Here is a 24510-nt window from a genome sequence, read left to right on the forward strand (position 1 = left end):
CTATGGCTATCCACCAGGCTTCCGCGCGACGCCCCAGTCCAGCGCGGGGTACTCGCGCAGATGCGCATAGCCCAGGTGCGGCAGAACCGTTCGCCAGACCAGCCGCACCGTCTGCGCCTCGCGCTCATCCTGCGAGAACCCGGCGACCGATCCCGGCCTTTCGCGGTGATAGGCCGACCGCGCCATAGACCAGTTCATGTCGTCCAGCACCAGGATCCCGCCGGGTTTCAGCAGCATGTCGACCAGCACCACGCCGAACCCTGTGCCGTCCCACTGATGCCCGCCGTCAAAGTAGCACAGGTCGAATTGCGGCCGGGGCTGCGCGGCGATCATCTTCTGCATCTCCCACGTGTACGAACGGTGGGCAAAGCGGGGCTCGACCCGGTGGCCCAGTCCCGTTTCCTCCAGCAGGTCAAGGATGTTGGGCTCGTGCTTGCGCGCCGTGCCCTTGTCGATCGTTACCAGCTTTCCCGCGCCCAGGTCCTCAAGGATCGCGCCGATACAGATGCTGCTCTTGCCCTGGTAAAAACCGATCTCGAGGATGTCACGCGCACCGTTTTCGGTGATAATCTCGCGCAGAACCGCCGCCCGCCGCCCATCCATATAGGGGATGTGCTTGTACCTGCTGGTGATGAGGTCGAAGACCGACATGCGCAATTCCCCGCTCGACTGGCGGAACCATGCCACGCCTCGGCTGCAAATCAACCCGTCAGGCGGACCGCGGGTTGAAAACCGACCCTCCCCGTGTTCGGTTTCGGGCGACCGCCAGAAAGGCTGGATGGAGGAGACGACATGGCGAAATGGCTAATTCTCGCAGGATGCCTTGCACTCGCCGCGTGCGACGTGCCCTTCGTGCCGCTGATCTGACCAGCCCCAAGGGTGTCGTTGCGATCAGGCAGGTCTCAGGACAGCGGCACCGGTTTGCATTCGCGGAACCGCCGCACTTCGGGCGCGGCCCCCTGCAGGGAAAATTCGACAGCCCGATCCGGGGTATAGGCCAGCGCTCTCTCGTTGAACTCCAACCCGTTCAGGACGTTGCCGAAACCCGTATCGGTGACGCTCAGCGCCGAACCGTCCGCCGACAGGCTGTGGTGCGGGGTAGAAATGTCGATCCGGTTACGCCCGTCAAAGCGCATGGCAAACCAAGGCGCGACCAGCCAGCGGCCATCCCCAAGCGTCACGGTGACCGTATAAAGCGGCTTGGCCGGGTCATAGGTCAGCAGGATCTCGGCCCCATCCGTCTGGTGGTGGAGCGTACAGATCTCTCCCACCGTCGCCTCCCAGGCAGAGGCTGGACCGGCAAGCATGAGGCAAAGGATGAACACGCGCATACCCTCAGGATAGGCGCAGCCCCGCTCCGGGCAAGGCACCCGTTCAGATCGTGCCCGACAGCGAGATCAGCACCAGCAGGGCCGCAGGCGTCAATGCCAGCCCCAGCGCCCATTTCAGCGCCTTGTCGCGCAAGGCAAGGATCAGCGCGGGGATTACGAACAGGGCGGTTATACCGACGCCGACCGTAAGAAACCCAAAGGTCATGCCCCGCCCCGCCGTATCCATCGGCGCGGTCGCAGTGTCGATCCAGGCCCAGGCATAAAGGATGGCATAGGCTAGCGAGAGAACAATCACGGCGCGTTTCATCCCGGCAGGTTAAGGCGCATGGGCCTATCTGTCCAATCGGAGGTGCGCCGGTCCCGCCTTGGCTGAATGTGCGACTGTCCTTGGTCCCGGGGCAGCACCTGCTGTTGTTATTCAATTACGACGTGTGGGTTGGCCGTTTCTCCAAACAATCTCGAAATTCTCCGGAAACAGAGTCAATCCCGGTGGATCCCGCGGTTTTCACGCGACAAATCAGATATTCTCCAAGTTTCAGAGCGTATATCATTGCAAAGAATGGCAGGATCTCTATCGGGCACGGTATGATTTTTTTGTTTCTACTCTTTGTTTCGTCCGTCGGTTTGGCGTGTTGGTCTGTTGTGGCTTTTGGTCCGATACTGACCATACCCTTTCTGATCGGCGCGACAGGCTTCGTTCTGACAACCATTCTGTTTTTCAGGACAAAACTCCTCAAACGCCCGAATTGGGTCGTGGTTGACGGCTCGAATGTTCTTTATTGGGCTGATGAAACTCCGGCTTTGGCGTCGGTGCGCATGGTCGTTGAAAAGCTCGTTCTCGACGGGTTTGAGCCACTTTTGTGGTTCGATGCGAATGTGGGTTACCTGGTAGCGGGTCGATACATGTCGCCCGATCACCTGGCCAAGGCACTAGGCTATCCGGCGCGCCGCATTTCCGTCGCGCCAAAGGGAACTCCCGCTGATCCGCTGCTGATCCGCGACGCTGAAAGGCTGAAAGCCCGCATCGTCACGAATGATCGTTTCAGGGATTGGCGGGAAAGCCACCCTCTGGTCGAACGGCAAGAGGTATTTTTGCGTGGCAGGATCGAGAAAAGACAAGTCCACCTCGGATAGCGATTATCTTTTCTTCCTCTTCACATTCCCGCCACGCTGACCCGGTCGCCCGGCTGTTGACCGCCCGCGCGAACCGATGGCCGCTTCGGAGGCCTTCTCCACCGCCTGCTGCCGCGCCAGCGGGTCGTCGGCCACGGCAAGGTCCACCGCTTCCAGCCGCTTGATTTCGTCGCGCAGGCGAGCGGCTTCCTCGAATTCCAGGTTCTCCGCGGCCTTGCGCATGTCGGTGCGCAGCCCGTCCAGGACCGCCTGCAGATTCGAGCCCTGAAGCCCCGGGTCGATCTTGGCCGTCACGCGGTTCATATCCACGTCGCCCTGATAAAGCCCGGCAAGGATGTCTTCGACATTCTTCTTCACGGTTGCGGGCGTGATGCCATGCTCCTCGTTATAGGCGATCTGCTTCTCGCGCCGGCGTTCGGTTTCGGCAAGCGCCCGCTCCATCGAGCCGGTGATGCGGTCGGCATACATGATGACCCGTCCGTCTGCGTTGCGCGCCGCGCGCCCGATGGTCTGGATCAGCGAGGTTTCCGACCTCAGGAAGCCCTCCTTGTCGGCATCCAGAATGGCCACCAGCCCGCATTCGGGAATATCCAGCCCTTCGCGCAGCAGGTTGATCCCCACCAGCACATCGAAAGCGCCAAGCCGCAGGTCGCGCAGGATCTCGATCCGCTCTATCGTGTCGATATCGGAATGCATGTAGCGGACCTTTATGCCCTGCTCGTGCATGTACTCGGTCAGATCCTCGGCCATGCGCTTGGTCAGCACGGTGCACAGCGTCCGGTAGCCCTCGGCCGTGACCTTGCGCACCTCGTCCAGCAAATCATCCACCTGCATCTCGACGGGCCGGATCTCGACCTGCGGGTCGAGCAGCCCGGTGGGCCGGATCACCTGCTCGGTGAATACGCCGCCGGTCTGTTCCAACTCCCACCCAGCGGGTGTCGCACTGACAAAGACCGATTGCGGCCGCATCGCGTCCCATTCCTCGAACTTGAGGGGGCGGTTGTCCATGCACGACGGCAGGCGAAAGCCGTGTTCGGCCAGCGTGAACTTGCGCCGATAGTCGCCCCGGTACATACCGCCGATCTGCGGCACCGAGACATGGCTTTCATCGGCAAAGACGATGGCATTGTCTGGGATGAACTCGAAAAGGGTGGGGGGCGGCTCCCCCGGCGCGCGGCCCGTCAGGTAGCGCGAGTAGTTCTCGATTCCGTTGCAGACGCCGGTGGCCTCCAGCATCTCAAGGTCGAAATTCGTCCGCTGCTCCAGCCGCTGCGCCTCCAGCAGTTTGCCCTCGCCGACAAGCTGGTCCAGCCGCGTGCGCAACTCTTTCTTGATGCCCAGAATGGCCTGCTGCATCGTCGGTTTCGGAGTCACGTAGTGCGAATTCGCGTAAACCCGGATCTGCTCGAAACTGTCGGTCTTCTGCCCCGTCAGCGGGTCGAACTCGGTGATCGCCTCCAACTCCTCGCCAAAGAACGACAGCTTCCACGCCCGGTCTTCGAGGTGGGCGGGCCAAACCTCGAGGCTGTCGCCCCTTACCCGGAACGAGCCGCGCTGAAACGCCTGGTCGTTGCGGCGATACTGCTGCGCCACCAGATCCGCGATCACCTGCCGCTGGTCGTACTCGCCGCCCACCTTCAGATCCTGCGTCATCGCCCCGTAGGTCTCGACCGAACCGATACCGTAGATGCACGAGACCGAGGCCACGATGATCACGTCATCCCGTTCCAGCAGCGCCCGCGTGGCCGAGTGGCGCATCCGGTCGATCTGCTCGTTGATCTGGCTTTCCTTCTCGATATACGTGTCCGAGCGCGGCACGTAGGCCTCGGGCTGGTAATAGTCGTAGTAGGAAACGAAATACTCCACCGCGTTGTCGGGAAAGAAGCCCTTGAACTCGCCGTATAGCTGTGCCGCAAGCGTCTTGTTGGGCGCAAGGATGATGGCCGGGCGCTGCGTCTCCTCGATCACCTTGGCCATGGTAAAGGTCTTGCCGGTGCCGGTCGCGCCCAGCAGCACCTGGTCCCGCTCGCCGTCCTGCACGCCTTGAGTCAACTCGGCAATGGCCGTGGGTTGGTCGCCCGCTGCGTTGAAATCCGTCTGCATCACGAACCGCTTGCCGCCCTCCAGCTTGGGGCGGTTCTTCACATCCGGCGCAGGCGCGTGCAGGATCGGCTCGGATTTGTCGGAATGGGCATACGGCATGGGGGCGATTCCTTTCAGCCCCCATGATTTGATCTGTTTTTGTTCCCGTTCAAGACCGGCAGGGTATTTCCTTTTCAGGAATGCCCTGCCTTGGCCTCAAGGTTTCGGAAAAAAGCTGCTGCATTCAGGATGCAGTGCAGCTGCCATACTGCGATCTGCGTTGCAGCAATCCAGGCCGTCTCGTCCTACATAGGTGCCCGGTCGGCAGGACGCAGGCAGCAGGATCTTCCATCTTGTTCCGTTGCTGTTGGGTCCTCCCAAACTCAGCTTGCTGTAGGCGCAATCGTAAATACGCCTTTCAGAGTCGCTGGTCTGCTTCGCGTTGAATGCAGCCTGGCCCATGGCTTGGCAGTTCTCCCACTTGGGAAGGTCGGCTTTGAAGGCCGCCTGAGCTTCCTGCATCGTCTCTTTGCACTTTTCGTGTTGTGGGTCATCGAAGCAGTTGATGCGCTTGTCATAGCCGGAACGGCGGACGGCGGCAGCCATTGACGAGCAATGGGAGTCAAGTGATGGCGGTAATCCCTTACGCTTGCAATGCTCGGCGAAAAAGCTTGGCGTAAAGTCGAATTTACCTGCCGGAGGACCACTTCCACGGTACCGAACGTCCATGCAGTCCTTGTCGTCGGTGCTGAAACATATTCTGCACATTTCGCCGCGCGTACAGGGTTCGGGATCTGAACGCGCGCTTTCGGGCGAGGACGCATACTCAGTTCCGTTCAGTGAACGATTGAAAACGACATGAGCATCGCAGTTGCCGGGACAAGATCGTCCGTCGTCGTAGATCGTGATCTCAATGCTATCAGCGCGTGACGGGGAGGGTAACCAAGAGCCGCAAAGCGCCGCAAACAGAACAAACAAAAATACTCGCATACAAAAAACTCCAAAGGCTCCTGTCTCTAGGTCAATGCAGGGGACGTTATTACGATTCGGCCAAATGATCGTTAACATGCCTTGGCGGGACGTCGTGTCCCTTGCCTAGAGGCTTGGAATGATCGATACGTGCATGGATACGCCTCCCGGACGAGGAATGGAGCACATGCAAGCACGCATTTTCAAACCGGCCCGCAACGCGATGACGTCTGGCATGGCCAAGACGCGGGATTGGGTGCTGGAATTCGCGCCCGCCTCCAAGCGCGAGGTCGATCCGCTGATGGGCTGGACCTCTTCCGAGGACACGCAGACCCAGGTGCGCCTTCGCTTTCACAGCAAGGAAGAGGCCATCGCCTATGCCGAGGTTAATGGCATCGAGGCACAGGTGATCGAGCCGCACAAGCGCAAGCCCAACCTGCGCCCGCGCGGCTATGGCGAGAATTTTGCCACCGACCGGCGCAGCCCCTGGACCCACTGAGATGAGCGATATCCGGCCTGCCGACCCGCAAGCGCCGGACATGGCGCCGCTCTTGCGGGCGCATCTCGAACATAGCTGGACCGCGACGCCGCAGACGTCGAACCACACGATGGATGCCCAGGCCTTGGCCGAGCCCGGGATTGCGTTCTTTGCGCTCTACGAAAACGGCGAGGTACTGGCCTGCGGCGCGCTCAAGTCGCTGGACGATGGCACGGCCGAGGTCAAATCGGTGCACGTGGTCGAACGCGCCCGCGGGCGCGGCCTTGCCCGCCGCATCATGGCGCATCTGGACGCGGTCGCCCGCGACCGGGGCCACTCCGCGCTGGTGCTCGAAACCGGGGCCGATCATCTGCCCGAATACGCCGCGGCCCGCGCGCTCTATGAACGTCTGGGTTACGAATATTGCAGCCCGATTCCCGGATACGGTCCCGACCCCAACAGCGCGTTCATGCGACTGGATCTCTGACCGACGCCGCCCGGCTGTCTGGCGAGCCGGGGGTACACGGGGGTACAAAACGGTCAATCGCTCCCAGATTCTATGTACAAAACGGTCAATTCACCCCGACGGAACCGGTACCACCCTGACACGTTGTCCGATCACACAGACCGGAGGAACTACTCATGGAATATGGTATTCTCGGCATCCTCGTCCTGATTGCCGACATCTACGCGATCTATCAGGTCTTCACCTCGGGCGCATCGACCCTCGCCAAGATCGTCTGGACCCTTGTCATTCTGATCCTGCCCGTACTCGGCTTCATCGCTTGGCTGGTTGCAGGTCCGCGTGGCGGGTCGGTCCGGGTTTGAACCGAACCTTGCGAACCAAAAAAATGGGCCGGTGCAAAACGCCGGCCCATTTTCTTTTTATCACAACGGCTTAGCGCAGGATCGCGCGGGCAATACCAAGAATGATCAGGGCCACAACGCCTGACATTATCACCAGCAGAATGACGCCCCCGGCCGCCACCACCGAAAGCCCAAGCGCCGCGAGAAGGAAGGGCGCGCTGACCGCGGCAAGGACGCCGATCAGCATGTAAAGACCCGTACTCCCGCGGGAAGTCTTGCCCACGATCCAGCCGACACCCGCGCCGACCAGTGCCATGATGATCAGCGCCAAGACTCCGACTACGTCGAAAAATGCTTCCATTTCAACCCTCTGTCAGTTGCCATTCCCCGAAACGGTCAGCCCCAGCATGCGCCACATCTGCATTCCGCCCCGGTAGTAGTAGATCCGTTCAGCCGGATATCCGGCGTCCAGCATGTTGCGGATCGCTGTCGGAGATTGCCCGCACCAGACACCGTTGCAGAACAGCGCGACGGGCTGCGCATCCGCACAATCCCAGCCATCGAAATCCGCCTCGCACCCCATCTCTGCCATGCGGTCTAGGACTTGGTCATAAGGTATGCTGATCGCACCCGGGATCGTGCCCCCGGCATACCAGTCATGGGTTCTGCTGTCGATCACGAGCCCTTCACCTTTCTCAATGAAATCAAGAAGTTCGATCTCACCAATCGTTGTGACGCCCGGCGCGGGCGACATCGGCTGGATACAGAAGGGAGGGCACGCGCGCGAGGTCTGTGCCCAGTATCCCGACAACTGGTTCTCGTTGTTCTGTATGCGCGAAATCTCGACCGGCCCGTCCTCGGTTTCGACCGTGACGCTGGCAATATCGGGGCGAATGTTCACCGGGTCGGCAATGGCTTGTGTCGCCATTACGCAAAGCAGGGCTGTCCATGGGCGCAGGGCAGGCATGAAGTCTCCTTCGGTCAGACAAAATACGCGTGAAGAACGGATTAGTTCCTTGCAGCGAAAGCATGGATTCGAAACGAAGTCGACGCAATCACATCGCTGAAACAGCAACCTTCAGTTGTGGAATCGCCAAAATTTCCCTAAGGTAAACCGGCCTGCATCTATTTCATTCAACCGCCTCCGCGGGACGCCGGAAACTCGTGTTCCGGTGAGGTGAGGGGTTTTGTCTTGAGGAGATTTTACAATGCCCGAATACCATTCATTCGACCACGAGGCAGTCAACCAAGCGCTTCAGGCCGCGCGCGCGGCCCATGAAGACAAGAACCTGATGGCCATGGATTCGACCTCCGACATTTCGGATTCCGGTGAATTGAGCCTGCTGGCCGAATGCATCGCGGTGACCGTGTCTGACCACAAGGTCTGCCTCGACCTGCCCCTTGGCATCGGCAAGGTCTGCATCCCGATCCCCATCAAGTTTCCGGATGGAGAGGCGGCCAAGGCCTGCCTGTCGATCTGCACGACATGGGGTATCCCCACTGGTGTCAAGGTGAGCATTTCGATCGGCGGGATCACTGTGGTCGAAAAGAAATTCGGCAAGTGCTGAACCCATCAACCCGAGGGCCGGGCGCGTTACGCACCCGGCCTGTTACTTACTCGGCCGCGATGGCCTGACCTTCAGAGGACTGCATCGAAGACCATTGCAGATCACCGTCATAGCGCCATGCCATCCGTCCCTGGTCGTCCAGCGCAATGAGGTGCAGCCAACGATTGTCGAACAGGTCACGCACCGCTTGGTGGCGTGACAAGATCTCGCTCATCGCCTCGCGAGGGGCCTCGATCATCACCGTCAGGCGCAGCGGGTCGTGCTGGAACCCGTCGCCGTCATGGACCGATTGCCAAGGCAAGCCGGGGCGCAGGGCGCCACCATTGCCCTCGAGCACACCAATCCCGCCAACCACGTTGTGCAGCAGTTTGTTGCCGCCGCCGAACTGTTCCGGAGCGACGGTGGAACCGTAGTATTGCAGGCTGATCCAGCTGGCCACGACGACCGGAGCCGTCATGATCAATTCCAGCACGCCAAAACCCTGATCCGAACGCCAGTCGTAGCTGTGCAGGAAGCTTTGGCCAGACAGTGTGGTGCCTTCGGTCCGTCCACGCGGGGCGGCAATAAAGGCGCGACAGCCGGCCAATCCCCACTCGGGCCGCAACTCGGCCCAGTCGCTGGCCCGCTGCATGACGGCACGCTCGCTGTTTGCCCGTGGCAACCGGGCTGCGCGTTCGGTCCGCGTCAGACGACCCGCTGCATCGAGCCAATCGCGCAGTTTCGCAAGATCTGCCTTCCAGGCAGCGGTTTCCGCATCGCCGTCGTAGAGCGTCACCGCGTCCGTCGTGGTATCATGCACCGCGGCCAGGAACAGCGTGTCCTGCGGGATTTCGATACCGCGATCTTTCAGCCCGTCGCGGATCGTGGCCTCATTGAGGAGATTGGCCAACAGACGCGCGTTCACATCACCGGCATGTCCGCCGCAAGCCCCACATTGCAGCGCACTTTCATGCGGCGCATTGGTCACGCTCGCCCCGTGCCCGGCCAGCATCACGACCCGGGCAAAGCCGTCGGTCAGGGACATGGCGCGCAAGATCGTCTCGGCCGCGTCAAGCCGCTGTGCCTCGGTCAGGGCGGGGTCCAGGCGCGGCGGCGGGTCGTTGCGTTCGGGCAGTTTGCGCATGCCAAGCGTGTCGCGCAAAAGCGTTCCGGCATAGGCCGGGCCAGCTGCCTCGACAAAGGCAAAGGACGAAACCGCCGCGCCCTTGAACCGCCCCCAGGCGCGTTTTGCCCGCGCGGCGTAACGCCGATCCCGATCGGCGGTCTCGCTTTCATCGGCGCGCGTTGAGACGCCCGTAGGGATGAGCACTGGGCCGCGTGCTTCGATCACGTCAGAACCGGCTGCGCAATGCGCCGTGGCCAGGCCAAAAAACCCGGCGAAGCCCAGTGTTTCGATACCGTTATCCTGCGCCTCGAGCGCCCGCCGAAATGGTTCCGAGCGGACGTCGATGCAGAACGCGGCCTGTGCGCGCGGGCGTTCGGAACTGTTACGCGGCGTTCCTGTTTCCAGCGTTTCGGCCAGCATGCGCTGTTCGGCCCGTTCCGCGGCCTCTTGCAGGATCGCGTCGATTACCTGCTCCCGTCCGGGGGTGACGGGTTGGGCATGCGCGGCCACTGTTTCGGCCCAGAGTTCCGATATTTCTTCGCGGTAGAGGGTGAACAGTGCCTCTTCCCAGACCAGCCGAATGGCGAGAAGCTCGGCTGCGGTATTGTCGTTTTCACCGGCGAGGTCTGCGTGCCAACCCAGTCCGCGCGCGTATTGCGCCCAGCCGCCAAGGTCCATCAGTAGCCGGTGGAACGCCGTTCCTGCGGCCTCAGAAGACAGACCGAGAGTTTCCGAGGACCGGCCAAGGGCACGCCAGGGTGACCGTGACGTTTGGCTTACGAATGCGCCGAAACCGGTCAGGCCGTGGATCTCGGGCGTCAGGTCGCGGGATGCGTGGTCGCGCCAGGCAAGCCATGCGCCACCGCGCCGCGCTGGCTGCCACAGCGCCTGACCCCGATCGAACCACGCGCCAGCCCAGGCGCCGATACGCTCTTCAATAAGGCCCGGCCAGTCACGACCCGAGACTTGTGCGGCCAGTTCGGCAACTGTCGGCAACGCGTGCGGCGCCGTCGCGGGCGCGTCCAGGGCGGCCATCACCTCGTCAAGTGTCGGCCGGTCGAACCCGCGTACGACATCGAGAGCGGCGCGCAAGTCGTCTTCGGTGATGTGCCCGTCGGCGAGCTTGGTGGCGATGGCGGCCCGGTCCGGACCGATCCGGACGCCACCGACCCGTGCCAGGCGCGCGGCGGTGACGGCCAGAGGCTCGCCCGATTGTCCAAGGAACGGGTTTACCGCGACGCTCGCATCCAGGGCGAAAAGCGGTGGGATGGCCTTGACCGCTTCATTGGCCTTGGACACCAGTTCCAGAAGTCCGGCGGTATAGATCGCGTGTTGCATGGTCATGTTGGAATCCTCCGGATCAGGGTGTCAGTGAGTGGTTTGCCGCGACCAGCCGCCCAACAGGCGGTCGAACAGCGCATTCGCGTACAAACCGTTGGACAGGTGCACGCGCAGTCCAGCTGCGGCGGGATGCCCAGCCCAGAGCGGAAAACTTGCCTGAGCAACGGCAACCGCGCCGAAGCTGACCAGCGCAAGGAAGATCAGGGCCCATTCCAGCGGTCCGGGTGCCGGCGTCGCGGGCAGGGTGCCCTTGGTCATCGCCTCGGCGACGCGCTGAAGCAGGAAATAGCTGATCGAGGCTGCGCCCGCGTAGAGTGCCGTCCGCCGTGTCAGGGCGGCAGGGGCGGCATCGGCCAGTCCTTGCGCCAGCAGGTAGGCAACACCGAAGATCAGGATCACACCAAGCGCAACGGCCTGCACCGATTTCCCGTCAAATCCGAGCAGCGCACCAATCGCGGCATAGATCACGCCGTAGATCGCGATGGCCACGCCAAAGGCAAGCGCCACGTTTCGGGCGCTGGGCACCGCGACGGGTCCCGGCCTGCGTGTCGCGGCCACGGCGCGCACCGCCTCTCCCGCGCTGAGGAAAGCATGCGCCTTGTAGAGAGAGTGCGCCACGATGTGCAAAAGCGCCAAGGGAAACAGTGCGAGGCCGCATTGAAGGATCATGAAGCCCATCTGTGCGATGGTGGACCAGGCAAGCGCGGTCTTGACCGCCGGTTGGGTCAGCATCACCAGACCGCCGAACAGTGCAGTGAACCCGCCGAGCATCGCGAGGACCGCCAGCACGCCGGGTGCGGCGAGCATCACGTCGGCCATCCGGATCAACAGGAACCCGCCCGCGTTTATGACACCGGCATGCAACAAAGCCGATACGGGTGTCGGTGCTTCCATTACCTCGGTCAGCCAGCCGTGGAATGGGAATTGAGCCGAAGCGAGGACCGCCGCCGCAGCGATCAGAATCGCGGCCAGCGCAGTTACAGGCCCGGGTGCGGCGTTTTCCAGAAGGGTCGCGATATCGGTGGTGCCGGATCCGGCGATCAGCGTGATCACAGCGGCAACCAGGGCGACTTCGCTGGCCCGTGCGACCCACGCCTTCTTGCGCGCTGCACGCAGGGCGGTTTGCCGGTCGGGATAGAACAGCAGTAACCGGTGCAAGCCGAAGCTCGTGGCAAAAAATGCGAGTGTCAATTGCACAAGGTTGCCCGCGCTGACCAGAAGCAGGACGGCAGCCAGGGTTGCGGCCATCCATCCGGTGAAGGCACCCTGCCGCTCCTCGCCGTCGAGGCTGGTGGCGGAGTAGCGCAAGACTACCCATCCCACGAAGCTGACGAGCATCAGCATCGTGACGCTGATCACGTCCAGCCGGATGCTGAGGCCGACGCCTGCAAGACCGATCAAGGCCGATGTTCCCGCTCCATTTACCACCAGTGTAACCGCGGACAGGCTCGATGCGCCCAGGGCGATCAACGCCGCGACCTCTGCCAGTCGCGGCAGGTGACCCGGGCGTTTGCCGGGCCGACGCGTTGCCAAATAGGCAACGAGCAAGAGCGCGGCAGGGGCGAGAAGAGGTAGAAACAGATAGGCCATCGAAACGTCTCCGAATTCGCGTGGTACAAGGCTGTCAGCGGAGGTAACGCTTACACGGGGTGAAGAAAAATTCATTGTTTTGAAAAACGCGTTCACTTAAATAGAACGATATGCCGCTGAACTATCATCATCTGCGTTACTTCTGGGCCGTTGCCCATGACGGGAATCTCACCCGTACGGCCGAGCGGCTGAACCTGTCGCAATCGGCGCTTTCCGTGCAGATCAAACAGCTCGAAGAGCGGCTCGGGCACGCCCTTTTCGAACGCCGCGGACGGCAGTTGCACCTGACCGAGGCCGGGCGCATCGCGCTGGACCATGCCGATTCCATTTTCGCGACAGGTCAAGAACTTGTTGCAACGCTTCAGGAAGCGGGCCGGGGCAGGTCGGCGCTGCGGGTCGGTGCGCTTGCAACGCTATCGCGCAACTTCCAGATCGGCTTTCTCCGACCGATCCTGTCGCGGGCGGATGTCGAGGTGATCCTTCGGTCCGGCAGCACGGCGGAACTCCTTGAAGGTTTGACCACGCTCAACCTCGACATCGTTTTGATGAACCGCGAACCGCCCGGTGACGGGCTTGCGCCCTTCGTCGTTCACAGGGTTGCCGAACAGGCGATCGGTCTTGTCGGAACGCCCGATCGGCTGGACCCATCGCGCCCGCTGGCCGATCTTTTGAGTGCGCAACCCGTGATCCTGCAGACGCGCGACAGCACTGTGCGCGCGGCCTTCGACGCGTTGGCCAACAGGCTGGGTATTCGCCTCAATATCGCGGCCGAGGTTGACGACATGGCGATGATGCGCCTTCTGGCGCGAGAGGATGTGGGGCTTGCACTGGTGCCGCCCATCGTCGTCAAGGATGAGCTGGCCTCTGGCAGGTTGGTCGAGGCGCAGGAACACCCGCGTATCACCGAGACCTTTTACGCGGTCACGCTTGACCGGCGTTTTCCCAACCCTCTGGTCAAGGAATTGCTCGAAGGTGCCGACTAGCGCCGCGTCAGCCAGGATTGCGCACGGTTGGCCGCCATCCCTGCGAGAGTCACTGTCAGCACGATCCGGAAAAGGTGGTGAACCGTGACCAGAAGCGGGCTGACCCCGAGACTCAGCGCGATTAGGCTCATTTCGGTCACGCCGCCCGGCGCAAAGCTGATGAGCAGGGCCGAGAACGGCATTGCCGAGCCTTGTGCCAGTGCCCATGCAAACAGTGCGCTGATGCAGAGCGTCAGGCTTACCGCGACGAAGCCTAACCCCGCGCCGGTCAGCAATTGCCGCAGCGTCGACCGGGCGAACCGGACGCCCAATCCGCATCCCACGACCAGCTGTGCCAGGTTCAGCAAAGACGCCGGTCCGGCCAGAGCGAGCAGGCCGGTTCCGTTCAGAACGGCGCTGAGCAGGAGCGGGCCGACGAGCTGACCGGCAGGCACCCGCAACCATTGGCCGAGAAGCAGACCGACAGGGGCAAGCGCCGCGTAAAGCAGCCAGTCCTGCCAGCGCGCAGCCCCTTCGGTCATCGCCTCGCCAGCGGCGCTGCCAACGGCATCACCAGTTACCACGAGGAAAATCATCGGGACGAGCGCCACGACAAGAACGATGCGGATGAAGTGCTGGAGGCTTACCGTAGCGACATCGCCGCCCGCCCGTTCGCCTAGGATCGCTGCCTCGATCAGGCCCCCCGGCATCGCCGAGTAGGCTGCGGTCACCGGGTCATAGCGTCCGATACCGCGAAACACGGCGTAACCAACCAGTTCGGCAAGAACAATAAAGACGACAAGCGCGAGCATGGAGGGCCACAGGCCGGGAAGCAGGTCGATCAGCTCGGGCGAAAAGCTGCTGCCGATCATCAACCCGATTATTGCGACAAAGCCGCGTCGCAGGAGTTCGGGAAACCACAGCTTACGGCCCGTTTGTGCATGAACTGTCAGCGAAACGCTGGCGGTGACGACGAGGCTGCCCAGCAGAAAGGGCAGGGGCGCACCCATGGCCCGGGCCAAGAGCGCACCGGCCAGACCGGCTGCCAGCAGGCCGAACAGCGTCAGAAACTTGCGGATTGGGTCGTCCAACCTGGAACCCCGATACGGAAGACAAGGCGACCGGACCCAAGCGGGCAAGGCGCCAACAGATGGCACCCCCTCCTTGCAGGAGGGCGCGTCGGTAACCTCAATAAAGAGCGAAGTATCAGAAATAAATAGACAATGCTTCTGGTCCTGCAATGCCCTCACGGTTTCAAGCCAAGTATGTCACTTGCAACGGGTCCAGAGGAAACACTCACGGCGGATCGCTAAACATCAGAATCCGACAATCAATGCCGATATCGTTTATCTCACTCAGATACTTCATGTGGTCCGGCCAAAAGGGCCTATCCAGCGGGATACGTTTGGAAGCTCTTCGTAACCCTAAAAGACTGGACTCAGCATGCAATACACCGACGTTCCCGATGCCACTTTGTTACCGACCGGAGACAAAGTCTATTTTGACGGTGGCCATTGGACCTCCGACGCCTCTGTTTCTATCGTGGATACTTTCGAAAGCGGCCTGCGTATTGGAGACGATTACTTTTCAGAATTTACCCTTGGCAGACAAGGCGCTGTCCAGTTTGCCGACAGTTTCTTTATTGCCCCATTCTATAACCCCAACATGTACGCTTCGTCGCGCGACTTCCAACCGTATGTCGACAGCGGGGTCTTTCTTGACAGGAACGTTGAGCGCGATTCTGTCGTAATCACCTGGCAGAACCTGAGTTATTTTCTCGGCGAACAGAGCAATGATTATCTGACGTTTCAGCTTGAAATAATGGACTTGGGGGACGGTAACTCCGAGATCATTTTCCGATACCAAGACCTTTTCGACCCAACAGCCCACGGGCAGTTTGAAAATTGGTGGGCAGGCTTCGGAACGCCCTACACTTCAGATCACGGTTTCTACGAGGAAGGTGTGCCTGAAAACTTCAATCTCGAGAACCTTGTCGGCAACACTGGCGTAGCCGCTGTTTGGCAGTATCGCATCATCGACGGCGTCGTTCAGCCGCTTATTCCGTCCGAAGCAACCGATGAGGCTGATCGAATCTCCGGCAGTTTCCTGACCGAACCTCTGATCATTGCCGGTGGCCATGGGGACGACACGATCATCGGCGGTACCGGAGACGATGAGCTGAGCGGCGATGAGGGGAACGACTCCTTGGTGGGCGGAGCCGGTCAGGACCTCATTCGAGGTGGCGACGGTGATGACACTCTCGAAGGGGGAGATGGCGAGCAATACTACCGTGGCACCGACACCCTACAAGGCGATGCCGGGCACGACATCATTCGCGGTGGCGCCAATCGAGACGGGATCGATGGCGGCGAGGGAAACGACACGGTTGACGGAGGCGCTAACCGAGACCGGGTCGAAGGCGGCGCTGGCAATGACATCATCGACGGGGGAGATCACGGCGATAACATCGACGGCGGACCTGGAGATGATACAATCATCGAAGCATGGAGCAACACGCCGTCTCGCTACACGTCTTCCTGTGGAGGGGGTCCGGCGGGTTACAGTTGCTCGGAATACTATGATGACACCATCAACGGTCGTGACGGCGACGACACGATAGCGGGCGCGCGCGGCGACGACGTCCTTGGCGGGCAGGCGGGCAACGACATGGTCCAGGGTGGCGACGGCAATGACAGCATCGGCGGTGGCGCTGGCAATGACGTGCTATCTGGCGGGCGTGGTGACGACCTGTTCTCGGGCGGAGATGGGGATGACTTCATTTATGGCGATACTGGGCACAACCGTGCCAATGGCGGTGCCGGGGCCGACACCTTCTTGCTGACCCCGCGTGGCCATATGATAGTTCACTACTTCGATGCCGACGATGGCGACCGGCTGATCGTGGATGGCGACCGCTGGGACCGCGACGATTTCTATCTGCGTATCGACCCCCAGCCCGATGGCGGTCTCGGTGATGGCGTCGGGACCGTGACCATCGTCTATCGCGAAACGGAGAGCGCCCCGGAGCATGAGTTCGCCGAAATACGCTCTGTGGGTTCGCTCGAAGAGTTGCGTCTGGAACTGCCCAGCGCGGAAGGCGTGGCGATTGACCCGATCGTGTGGGACCTAGCCTGAGGCAACACGAGTAATGCTCGTATTCCTTGGGGTATCCTCTTTCTGGGTGAACTGCACCTGTCGAGTGGTGACAGGGGGCGAACGATCTTTGATCAGCAGATCATCCTTGGGTTCCTTCGATCAGACGATCGGAGCCTGACCTTGGAGGGGGATACCATAGAAGTCCAAGCCAAAATTGCCACGCAAGAAACCAAAACGCGCCTCTTGCGTCCTGCGAACCGCAGTGTCTTGCGATGCTATTTGGGAGATGGCGACCCCTGCAGGACTCGAACCTGCAACCCCGGACTTAGAAGGACCGTGCTCTATCCAGTTGAGCTAAGGGGCCGTCGTTCCTTGCCTTAGCAGATGCCGGATGGGTGGAAAAGGGCCGACGCAAGGGCTTCTGCCGCCCCGGAAAGCCGCAAGCTTTCCGGGGCGGCAGTTATGTCGAAAGCGCGGACGCGTCAGGTTTTTTTCCGGTCGTCCACGATGCCCATGGTGGCCGTGCCGCTATGGCCCAGTTCGACCGAGGCGAAGGGGCCGCCGTGGCACATGTGGCCAGGGTCCTGCGGGTCCATCCGGGGCGCTTCGGCAAAGATCTCTTCGGCAAACTGTTCGGCATTGTCCTTGGGCCGATAGCCCAGGAACGAGGCTGCCGCGTTATCCACCGGGGCACGGTCGTTGTTCGAAACGCCGTAGACCACGCTGAACCCCGTGACCGGGGTATCGATGGCGCGGGTGACAAGCTGGATCAGGTCGTCATAGCTGAGCCAGGAGCCGACGGCCCGGGCATTCGTCACTTGCGCGCAGGAGAGGATACGCATGCAGACAGCCTCAATACCGCGCTTTTCCCAGTACATCCGCGCAAGATCTTCGGCAAAACACTTGGCCAGGCCGTAATAGGTATCGGGCCGGTGCGGAACGTCCGTACCGATGAACTCGTTCTTCGGATACATGCCGACGGCGTGGATCGAGCTGGCATAAACCACCCGGCGCGCGCCATGCTTGAACGCTGCTTCCCACACGTTGTACGCGCCCACGATATTGGGGCCGAGGATTTGTTCGAACGGGGCCTCGTCGCCGATCGCGCCGAAGTGGACGACCATCTCAGCACCTTCCAGCGCGGCGTGTACCTCGTCGTAGGAAGCGAGGTCGGCCTTAACATAAGTCTCACCGTCGTAGAGCGTTCCGATATCGTCGGCGATATCGGTCGAGATCAGCTCGTCGCAGAGCTTCGACAGTGGCTCACGCAGGTGGGACCCCAGCCGACCGGCGGCTCCTGTAAGGACGAGTTTCTTCATTCGGCGTCTCCTTCTTTCCTTGGCTGCGGTGTCAGATCACCGCTTTTTCCAGCATCGGCGCGTTGCGGGCAATCCGGTCATAGTGAAATGGCGTCATATCGAGGCTGCGATAGCTGCCATGTGTTATCCATTCGGCCAGCCCGCGGCCCATTGCGGGCGATTGTTGCAGCCCATGGCCGGAGAAGCCATTGATGAACATGAAGTTCTCGACTTCGGGATGGGGGCCCAGAACGGCATTCTGGTCCAGCGTGTTATAGGCATAGTGCCCGGCCCATTCGGTGACCACGCGGATCGCCTCGAATTGCGGGATGCGCGTGGCGATGGCGGGCCAGACGACCTCCTGCCAGATGTTGGGATCCATGCTGAAGTCGTCGGGATCGACCGCGGGATCGGTAAAGCCCTTTGACCCGGCAAGGTAGCTGGCCGGGCCATCCTGTCGCACATGCACACCCGAAGGGTCGATGGTCAGCGGCAATTCGCGGTCGAGCGGCCGCTCGGCGGTAAAGATCCAGGTGAACCGTTTGCGCGGCTCCACCGGGATGGATAGCCCCGCCATGGCGGCGGTGCGTGCCGCGCGCGGGCCTGTGGCATTCACCACGGTGCCGCAGCTGATCACCTCGCCCGAGGCCAGCGTGACGCTGTCCACCCGCGTGCCATCGGCGCTGCGGGTCATCGCCACGACCTCGTTCGCAACATACTCCACGCCGCGCGATCGGGCAGAGCGGCGGAACCATTCGAATAGTGTGCCGCCGTCCCAGTAACCCTCGTCCTTGGTGTTGATGCTGCCCATCACGATGCCATCGAGATCGTAGAACGGGTATTCCGCTGCAATCTCGTCGGGCGTCAGCAGGCGCGTCTCGGCACCGGTCACTACCTGTACATCGCGATTGGCGCGCAGCGTCTCGGCAAAAGCTTCGTTATCGGCGAGATAGAGATAGCCGTAATTCTGGATCGACAGGTTCGGCACCCGCTCATCCCGGCCCATCCGCTCGCGCAGGTTCTTGATGAACTCGGCCGTGAACTGCGAGATGCGTACATTCAGGGGGTCCGAAAACTGCTGTCGAATACAGGAATTGGTGTGCGCCGTCGAACAGGCCTGGTAGCTCGTGTCGCGCTCGACAACCAGGATACGGCCGTCGAAACCGGCCTCTTCGGTCAGGAACCACGCGACCGAAGAGCCCATGATCGCACCGCCCACGATCACGACGTCATAAGAATTCCGGGATGGTGTTTGTGTCATGCTGCCCTCAGACGGAACGTGTCAGGCCGCCATCCACGCGGATGTTCTGGCCCGTGATGTAGCCTGCCGCCTCCGAGGTGAGAAAGGCAATCGTTTCACCGATCTCGTTGCGCGAAGAGCCGTATCGTCCCATGGGGATCTGACTGCGCCGCTCATCCGTTTCAGGCAGGCTGTCGATGAAGCCGGGGAGGACGTTGTTCATCCGAACGCCCTTTGCCGCATACTCGTCCGAAAAGAGTTTCGTGAAGGACGCAAGCCCTGCCCGGAAAACCGCCGAGGTCGGAAAGACCGATGATGGTTCAAACGCCGCGAAGGTGGAAATGTTGACGATGGCGCCACCGCCCTGTTCCGCCATGATCGGGGCGACCAGCCGGGCGGGCCGGACGGCCGACAGGAAATAGACCTGCATCCCCTCGATCCAGTCCTCGTCGCTGAGGTCAAGCACCGGGGCGCGGGGGCCGTGACCGGCGGAATTGACCAGCGCGTCGATCCGCCCCCACCGACTCATCGCCGCGTCGACCAAACGCGCCAGATCATCGGTCGACCGGTTGGACCCGGTGACACCGATCCCACCCATTTCACCGGCTAGCGCCTCGCCCTTGCCCGAGGAGGACAGGATGGCGATCTCGAACCCGTGTGCGTGCAGGGCGCGGGCCGCATCGGCCCCCATGCCCGAACCCCCGGCGGTTATCAGGGCAACCTTAGTCATGAGATGTCCTCTCCTGTGTTGCTCTTACCGAGGATCGCCGTGATGTTTTCGGCGCTCAGGCCATAGTCACGCGCGGCGGCCTCGGCCGAAATGTACCCTAGGGCGAGATCCCGCGCGACGGCTTCGGGGTCACGCTCGGACGGGTCGCCATAGCCGGCTCCGCCGGGAAAGCCCATCACCACGCGGTCGCCATGTGCGACGAATTGTTTGCCCTTGCCGCGCATGGCGCTGCCGTCGCCCCGCGCGATCGTCGTGGGCGCGCCATCCGCGCCTCCGCGACGCCCGCGAGCCGGGTGGTGCACCCGGTCGAACATCGCCTGCAGGTCGAATTCATGGCCTTCGCGCGCGCCCACTTCCATGTGCTGGCCAAGGCCGCCGCGCTGCCGTCCCGCGCCGCCGGAATCCGGCCGCAGCTCCTTGCGCCAGATGATGACGGGGCCGACCTGTTCGGTCGCCTCGACCGGCATGGTCATCACGCCCGAAGGGAACGCGGTAGCATTCAGCCCATCGAGGCCGGGCCGTGCCCCGGCGCCACCCGAGTTGAAGGTCAGCACCTCGGCCCTGCGCGCGCCCTTTGGGGCCGGGGCATCGGTACGCGGACGCAGCGATACCTGAAAGTTGCACAGGCAGCCCGCGCCCTCGGCCGGGACCGTATCGGGCAAAAGCTTGTCCAGCGCATCATAGACCGTGTCGGGTACCATGTGGCCGATCACGTGGCGCAGCGCCACCGGCGCCGGGTGTTTCGCGTTCACGATCGTGTCCTCGGGCGCGGTGATCTCGAACGGGGCGAGCGAGGCCGCGTTGTTCGGGATCTCGGGCGCGATGGCGCATTTCAGCGCGTAGCAGGCATAAGCCTTGGTATAAACCAGCGGAACGTTGATGCCCTTGCGGTCCACGCCGCTCGTCCCTGCCCAGTCGCAGGTAATGCGGTCGGATTCGATCTTTAGCTGGACACGCAGGTCGATGGGCGTGTCATACCCGTCGATCCGCATGTGCCCGTCGGCTTGGCCCGGTTTCAGCGCCGCAATCCGTTCCAACGTCGCCTTGCGCGAATTGGTAAGGATGAAGTTGGATATGCCCGAAAGATCAGCCAGCCCGAACTCCTTCATCATGTCGATCAACCGCCGGTGGCCGACCTCGTTGCAGGTCGCCAGGGCGTAGATGTCCCCGACCAGCTGGTCCGGCTCGCGCACGTTGCCGCGGATCATCGAGACCAGGGTGCGGTCTACCTCACCCTGCGTGGCAAAGCGCATGATCGGAATGTACAGCCCTTCCTCGTAGACCGAGTTGGCATCGGCGCCGAACCCCCTTCCACCGATATCGGTGACATGGGCCGTGCAGGCAAAGAAACCGATCAGCCGGCCGTTGTGAAATGACGGCGTCACCACCGTGATGTCATGCAGGTGGCCTGTCCCCTCCCACGGGTCGTTGGTGATGTAGACATCGCCCTCGGCCATCGTGTCGACACCGATCCGGCGCATGAAGTGTCCGACCGCATCTGCCATGGCGTTGACATGACCGGGCGTGCCGGTGACCGCCTGCGCCAGCATCCGGCCCTGTTCGTCATAGACGCCGGCCGACAGGTCTCCGGCCTCGCGCACGCTGGTGGAAAAGGCGGTACGGACCAACGCCTGTGCCTGTTCCTCGACGACCGAGATCAGACGGTTCCACATGACCTGGTAGGCAACTTGCGAAATCTCAGCCATTGGCGGACTCTCCCTTCACGAGGATATCGAGGCAACCGTCGCTCAGCGCCGTGATGCGGCGGCTGGAGGGTAGAACGACGGTGGTTTCGGTTTCGGTCACGACTGCGGGACCATCGACCTGCGCGCCGGGCTGCATCCCGTCGCGGGTGACGACAGCAGCCTCGACCCGCTTGCCGAGGCCCGGGTCGAACAGGGCGCGCGTGCCGGTCTTTGTGGCCTCGGCCAAGGTCTCGACTGGTGTTGCCAGGGCCGACGCGGACGGATCGGTATAGGCGTTGACGGACCAGACGGTCACCTCGACCTCCATCGCCTCCACCGCGCGGCCGAACAGCTTGGTGTATTCCGCTTCGAACAGTTCCAGCAGGGTTGCGCCATCAGGGTTCGCCGCCTGCGCGCCTGTCAGTGCGACCGGAATTTCCCAGCCTTGCCCGGCATAGCGCATGTAGACTTTGTAATCGGCCGAAATCGGGGCCTTCGCGTCGCAGGACCTGACAAAGCTCTTGGCTTCCTCTTCCATCTCGTCGAACAGTGCGCGCACACGCTGTGCGTCGAAATCGGAAAGACGCATGAAAACCGAGCGATTGGCCTCAAAGCTGAAGGGCGCGCGCAGAAAACCGATGGCCGACCCGACGCCCGCACCGACGGGGATCAGGCAGCGGTCGATGCCCAGCTTCTCGCACAGCCGCGCGGCGTGCAGCGGGGCCGCGCCGCCGAAGGCGATCATCGTGTAATCGGCGAGGTCCTCGCCGTTTTCCACCGCGTGAACACGTGCCGCGTTGGCCATGTTCTCGTCCACGACTTCGGCAAGACCCCAGGCGGCCTCTTCGGCGTCCATCGCCAAAGTATCGCCGAGATGCGCGCGCAATGCTGTTTCGGATTGATCTGGATGCAGTGGGATCGATCCGCCCGCGAAATTCGCCGGGTCCAGCTTTCCCAGCACGAGGTCTGCATCGGTCACCGCGGGGCGCTCGCCGCCGCGCCCGTAACAGGCGGGGCCCGGTTCGCTTCCGGCGCTCTCCGGTCCCACGCGGATCTGGTTCATCGCATCCACATGGGCCAGCGATCCGCCGCCAGCCCCGATTTCGACCATGTCGATCACCGGGATCGAGATCGGCATGCCCGACCCCTTCTTGAAGCGGTACGATCTCGCGACTTCGAACACCCGCGCGGTCTTGGGCGTCTGGTTCTTGATCAGGCAGATTTTGGCCGTGGTCCCGCCCATGTCAAAGGACAGCACCTTGTCCAGCCCGTGGCGCGCCGCGATGTCGGCAGCAAAGATCGCGCCACCCGCAGGCCCGGACTCCACCAGCCGCACCGGGAACGCTGCAGCGCTTTCGATCGACATGATGCCGCCACCCGAATGCATCAGGAAGATCGGGCAGCCCGCGCCTTCGTCGGCCAGTCGGTCGCGCAAGCGGTCCAGGTAGCTTTTCATCAACGGCTGGATATAGGCATTGGCGATGGTGGTGTTGAAACGCTCGTATTCGCGCATCTGTGGCGACACTTCGCTGGAAAGCGAGACCATCACGCCCGGTAGTTTCTCGGCCAGAACCTCGGCGATCATTCGTTCATGTGCGTCGTTGACATAGGAATGCAGAAGGCCGACCGCGATGCTTTCGTATCCCGCCTCGCCCAGTTCCTCGGCGAGTGCCTCGATATCGCCCCGCTCCAGCGGGATCAGAACGCCACCCTCGGCATCCAGCCGCTCGCGGAGCACGTAGCGCCGGTTCCGGGGCAGGAGCGGTTCAGGAAGCACGAGGTTCAGGTCGTATTGCTCGAACCGGCTTTCGGTGCGCATCTCGATCACGTCACGGAACCCCTCGGTCGTGATCAGCGCCGTGCGTGCGCCGCGCCGTTCGATCAGAGCATTGGTGGCAAGGGTGGTGCCGTGGATGATCTGGCCGATCTCCTCCGGCGTGATGCCCGCCTGCCCGCAGACCCGTGCCATCCCCTCGATGATCGCATCTTCGGGCGCAGCATAGGTCGTCAGAACCTTGGTCGAATGCCGCTCGCCATCCCGTTCCAGCACCACATCCGTAAATGTTCCGCCAATATCCACACCGAGTCGTGTCGCCATCATCCTCTCCATCCATTCGCGGCGACGGTATCGAAAGTCGAGGATCAGGAAAAATTGTTTGTTTGGATTGGTAGGATCAGGATTTCTGATCTTGCGACAGGCACCGGGCGATCTTGATAGCGCCGGACAGGTAGGCAGGGGCCGGGTCCGAAAGATACCGCGCGGCAAAGCGCAGATCGTCTGGCACCCACGGGTAGTCGAGGCGGCGCAGTCGCCCGTCTTCGAGATAGGGGGTCAACATGCGGTCCGGGAGACAGGCGATGCCCAGACCGTCGACACTCATCCGCAGACAGGCCGCGATGTTCGACGAAGGCACCAGCCGCGCCGCGATGCGCGTAGCGCGGAAATGCGCCTCGAGCTGCTGGAAAGGATGCGTACCGCGCGCATGGGTCAGGACGGGGTTCGCCGTCAGATCAGCCTCGGACAGAGGCGATGCGATGCCCAGCGACGGCGCCGCGACCCAGGAATAGGGCGAGGCGTCCAACGGAACGGTCCCTTCGGTGCGGCGATCGAAAGGCCCGCTTTGAAAGGTCAGGTCCAGATCGCGGGCAAACAGCGCATCGGACAGGTTCGCACTCAGATCCACCGTCAATTCGACATCGACGGAGGGGTAGGCGGTCCGCATCTCTTTGAGGAACGGCATCAACCACGTATGCGCCACCAGTTCGCTCACGCCCAGGCGCAGCACGCCTTCGAAAAGGGTGGCGTCGCCCGCGGCGGCAACCAGCGCATCCATACTCGACAGAACCGTGCGCGCATGGGCAAGGATCTCGCGCCCCCGCGCCGTCAGCCGGACAGAACCCGCATCACGCTCCATCAGGACCACCCGCAACTGTGACTCAAGCTGCGCGATCCGGTTCGATATGTTCGGCTGTGTTGTGTTCAGTCGCTCGGCAGCGCGCCGGAACGACCCAAGGTCGGCCACGGCGACCAGTGCTTCGAGCTGTTTGAGGGTGATGGGCGGCAAGGATATCTCCGGTTTGACCGCACATACCA

The 24510-nt window shown here is 62.2% G+C and carries 23 protein-coding genes and 1 tRNA gene; 7 read left to right on the forward strand and 17 right to left on the reverse strand.

The genetic code is table 11. From position 1 onward, the window contains the following. Positions 1-6: 6 nt before the first annotated feature. The 3 genes from ACFORG_RS12715 to ACFORG_RS12725 all read right to left on the reverse strand — a co-directional run bounded on the left by ACFORG_RS12715 (position 7) and on the right by ACFORG_RS12725 (position 1626). Entirely contained in the window at positions 7-651 is a 645-nt protein-coding gene (locus tag ACFORG_RS12715) for a class I SAM-dependent methyltransferase (protein WP_386735906.1), read from the reverse strand. Between the two features lie 251 nt (positions 652-902). Beyond that, on the reverse strand, positions 903-1271 hold the full coding sequence (locus ACFORG_RS12720) for a hypothetical protein (RefSeq protein ID WP_386735907.1): 369 nt from the start codon (positions 1269-1271) through the stop codon (positions 903-905). Positions 1272-1374: 103 nt separating this feature from the next. Beyond that, positions 1375-1626 carry a hypothetical protein gene (locus ACFORG_RS12725; protein WP_386735908.1) on the reverse strand — a complete coding sequence of 84 codons (252 nt, stop codon included), beginning with the start codon at positions 1624-1626 and terminating at the stop codon, positions 1375-1377. Positions 1627-1742: 116 nt separating this feature from the next. On the opposite strand from ACFORG_RS12725, the gene ACFORG_RS12730 reads away from it, so the two are divergent. Next, positions 1743-2465 carry an NYN domain-containing protein gene (locus ACFORG_RS12730; protein WP_386735909.1) on the forward strand — a complete coding sequence of 241 codons (723 nt, stop codon included), beginning with the start codon at positions 1743-1745 and terminating at the stop codon, positions 2463-2465. 3 nt (positions 2466-2468) lie between these two features. On the opposite strand, the gene uvrB is transcribed toward ACFORG_RS12730, so the two are convergent. Beyond that, the gene (uvrB, locus tag ACFORG_RS12735; RefSeq protein ID WP_386735910.1) at positions 2469-4667 is read right to left on the reverse strand and encodes an excinuclease ABC subunit UvrB; all 2199 of its coding nucleotides are present in this window, start codon (positions 4665-4667) and stop codon (positions 2469-2471) included. A gap of 96 nt (positions 4668-4763) precedes the next feature. Further along, positions 4764-5537 (reverse strand): hypothetical protein, encoded by a 774-nt coding sequence (locus tag ACFORG_RS12740; RefSeq protein WP_386735911.1) that lies wholly within the window; start codon positions 5535-5537, stop codon positions 4764-4766. A gap of 166 nt (positions 5538-5703) precedes the next feature. Between ACFORG_RS12740 and ACFORG_RS12745 the strand changes: the two genes are divergently transcribed. The 3 genes from ACFORG_RS12745 (at position 5704) to ACFORG_RS12755 (ending at position 6822) form a co-directional block, all read left to right on the forward strand. Then, a complete protein-coding gene (locus ACFORG_RS12745; protein WP_386735912.1) occupies positions 5704-6015 on the forward strand; it encodes an ETC complex I subunit in 312 nt (103 codons plus the stop codon). Position 6016: 1 nt separating this feature from the next. Then, on the forward strand, positions 6017-6481 hold the full coding sequence (locus ACFORG_RS12750; RefSeq protein WP_386735913.1) for a GNAT family N-acetyltransferase: 465 nt from the start codon (positions 6017-6019) through the stop codon (positions 6479-6481). Between the two features lie 155 nt (positions 6482-6636). Next, positions 6637-6822 carry a PLDc N-terminal domain-containing protein gene (locus tag ACFORG_RS12755; RefSeq protein ID WP_386735914.1) on the forward strand — a complete coding sequence of 62 codons (186 nt, stop codon included), beginning with the start codon at positions 6637-6639 and terminating at the stop codon, positions 6820-6822. 70 nt (positions 6823-6892) lie between these two features. Here the strand turns inward: ACFORG_RS12755 and ACFORG_RS12760 are convergent, their stop codons facing one another. Together ACFORG_RS12760 and ACFORG_RS12765 are read right to left on the reverse strand one after the other, a co-directional pair. After that, positions 6893-7162 (reverse strand): GlsB/YeaQ/YmgE family stress response membrane protein, encoded by a 270-nt coding sequence (locus ACFORG_RS12760; protein ID WP_386735915.1) that lies wholly within the window; start codon positions 7160-7162, stop codon positions 6893-6895. A 12-nt stretch (positions 7163-7174) separates the two neighbouring features. Further along, positions 7175-7768, reverse strand: a complete 594-nt coding sequence (locus ACFORG_RS12765) for a rhodanese-like domain-containing protein (RefSeq protein ID WP_386735916.1) — start codon at positions 7766-7768, stop codon at positions 7175-7177. Between the two features lie 241 nt (positions 7769-8009). Here ACFORG_RS12765 and ACFORG_RS12770 point away from each other — a divergent pair, with 241 nt between their 5' ends. After that, complete coding sequence (locus ACFORG_RS12770; protein WP_386735917.1) at positions 8010-8369, forward strand: hypothetical protein; 360 nt, start codon at positions 8010-8012, stop codon at positions 8367-8369. A 46-nt stretch (positions 8370-8415) separates the two neighbouring features. Here ACFORG_RS12770 and ACFORG_RS12775 read toward each other — a convergent pair whose 3' ends face one another. Both ACFORG_RS12775 and ACFORG_RS12780 read right to left on the reverse strand, forming a co-directional pair. Beyond that, the gene (locus tag ACFORG_RS12775; RefSeq protein WP_386735918.1) at positions 8416-10818 is read right to left on the reverse strand and encodes a YbcC family protein; all 2403 of its coding nucleotides are present in this window, start codon (positions 10816-10818) and stop codon (positions 8416-8418) included. A gap of 24 nt (positions 10819-10842) precedes the next feature. Next, entirely contained in the window at positions 10843-12405 is a 1563-nt protein-coding gene (locus ACFORG_RS12780; RefSeq protein ID WP_386735919.1) for a proton-conducting transporter transmembrane domain-containing protein, read from the reverse strand. A 110-nt stretch (positions 12406-12515) separates the two neighbouring features. Here ACFORG_RS12780 and ACFORG_RS12785 point away from each other — a divergent pair, with 110 nt between their 5' ends. Next, the gene (locus ACFORG_RS12785) at positions 12516-13388 is read left to right on the forward strand and encodes a LysR family transcriptional regulator (RefSeq protein WP_386735920.1); all 873 of its coding nucleotides are present in this window, start codon (positions 12516-12518) and stop codon (positions 13386-13388) included. Here the strand turns inward: ACFORG_RS12785 and ACFORG_RS12790 are convergent. Next, positions 13385-14458, reverse strand: a complete 1074-nt coding sequence (locus ACFORG_RS12790) for an AbrB family transcriptional regulator (RefSeq protein ID WP_386735921.1) — start codon at positions 14456-14458, stop codon at positions 13385-13387. The two genes, ACFORG_RS12785 and ACFORG_RS12790, sit on opposite strands and share 4 nt — an antisense overlap. Positions 14459-14810: 352 nt before the next feature. Here ACFORG_RS12790 and ACFORG_RS12795 point away from each other — a divergent pair, with 352 nt between their 5' ends. After that, the gene (locus tag ACFORG_RS12795) at positions 14811-16502 is read left to right on the forward strand and encodes a calcium-binding protein (RefSeq protein ID WP_386735922.1); all 1692 of its coding nucleotides are present in this window, start codon (positions 14811-14813) and stop codon (positions 16500-16502) included. A 248-nt stretch (positions 16503-16750) separates the two neighbouring features. Here ACFORG_RS12795 and ACFORG_RS12800 read toward each other — a convergent pair. From ACFORG_RS12800 to ACFORG_RS12830, 7 genes are all read right to left on the reverse strand, one after another. Then, a tRNA-Arg gene (locus tag ACFORG_RS12800) sits at positions 16751-16827 on the reverse strand. A gap of 118 nt (positions 16828-16945) precedes the next feature. Beyond that, entirely contained in the window at positions 16946-17782 is an 837-nt protein-coding gene (locus ACFORG_RS12805; RefSeq protein WP_386735923.1) for an NAD-dependent epimerase/dehydratase family protein, read from the reverse strand. Positions 17783-17813: 31 nt separating this feature from the next. Further along, complete coding sequence (locus tag ACFORG_RS12810; protein WP_386735924.1) at positions 17814-19022, reverse strand: NAD(P)/FAD-dependent oxidoreductase; 1209 nt, start codon at positions 19020-19022, stop codon at positions 17814-17816. A 7-nt stretch (positions 19023-19029) separates the two neighbouring features. Continuing rightward, positions 19030-19731 (reverse strand): SDR family oxidoreductase, encoded by a 702-nt coding sequence (locus ACFORG_RS12815; RefSeq protein ID WP_386735925.1) that lies wholly within the window; start codon positions 19729-19731, stop codon positions 19030-19032. Then, positions 19728-21437: a hydantoinase B/oxoprolinase family protein gene (locus ACFORG_RS12820; RefSeq protein WP_386735926.1), complete on the reverse strand. Its 1710-nt coding sequence runs from the start codon at positions 21435-21437 to the stop codon at positions 19728-19730. Before ACFORG_RS12820 ends, ACFORG_RS12815 begins: the two co-directional genes overlap by 4 nt. Next, a complete protein-coding gene (locus ACFORG_RS12825) occupies positions 21430-23517 on the reverse strand; it encodes a hydantoinase/oxoprolinase family protein (RefSeq protein WP_386735927.1) in 2088 nt (695 codons plus the stop codon). Before ACFORG_RS12825 ends, ACFORG_RS12820 begins: the two co-directional genes overlap by 8 nt. A gap of 73 nt (positions 23518-23590) precedes the next feature. Continuing rightward, on the reverse strand, positions 23591-24481 hold the full coding sequence (locus ACFORG_RS12830; protein WP_386735928.1) for a LysR family transcriptional regulator: 891 nt from the start codon (positions 24479-24481) through the stop codon (positions 23591-23593). Positions 24482-24510: the final 29 nt, after the last annotated feature.

Origin of the sequence: Lutimaribacter marinistellae (genome assembly GCF_042648365.1) — a bacterium.
Classification (GTDB): domain Bacteria; phylum Pseudomonadota; class Alphaproteobacteria; order Rhodobacterales; family Rhodobacteraceae; genus Lutimaribacter_A; species Lutimaribacter_A marinistellae.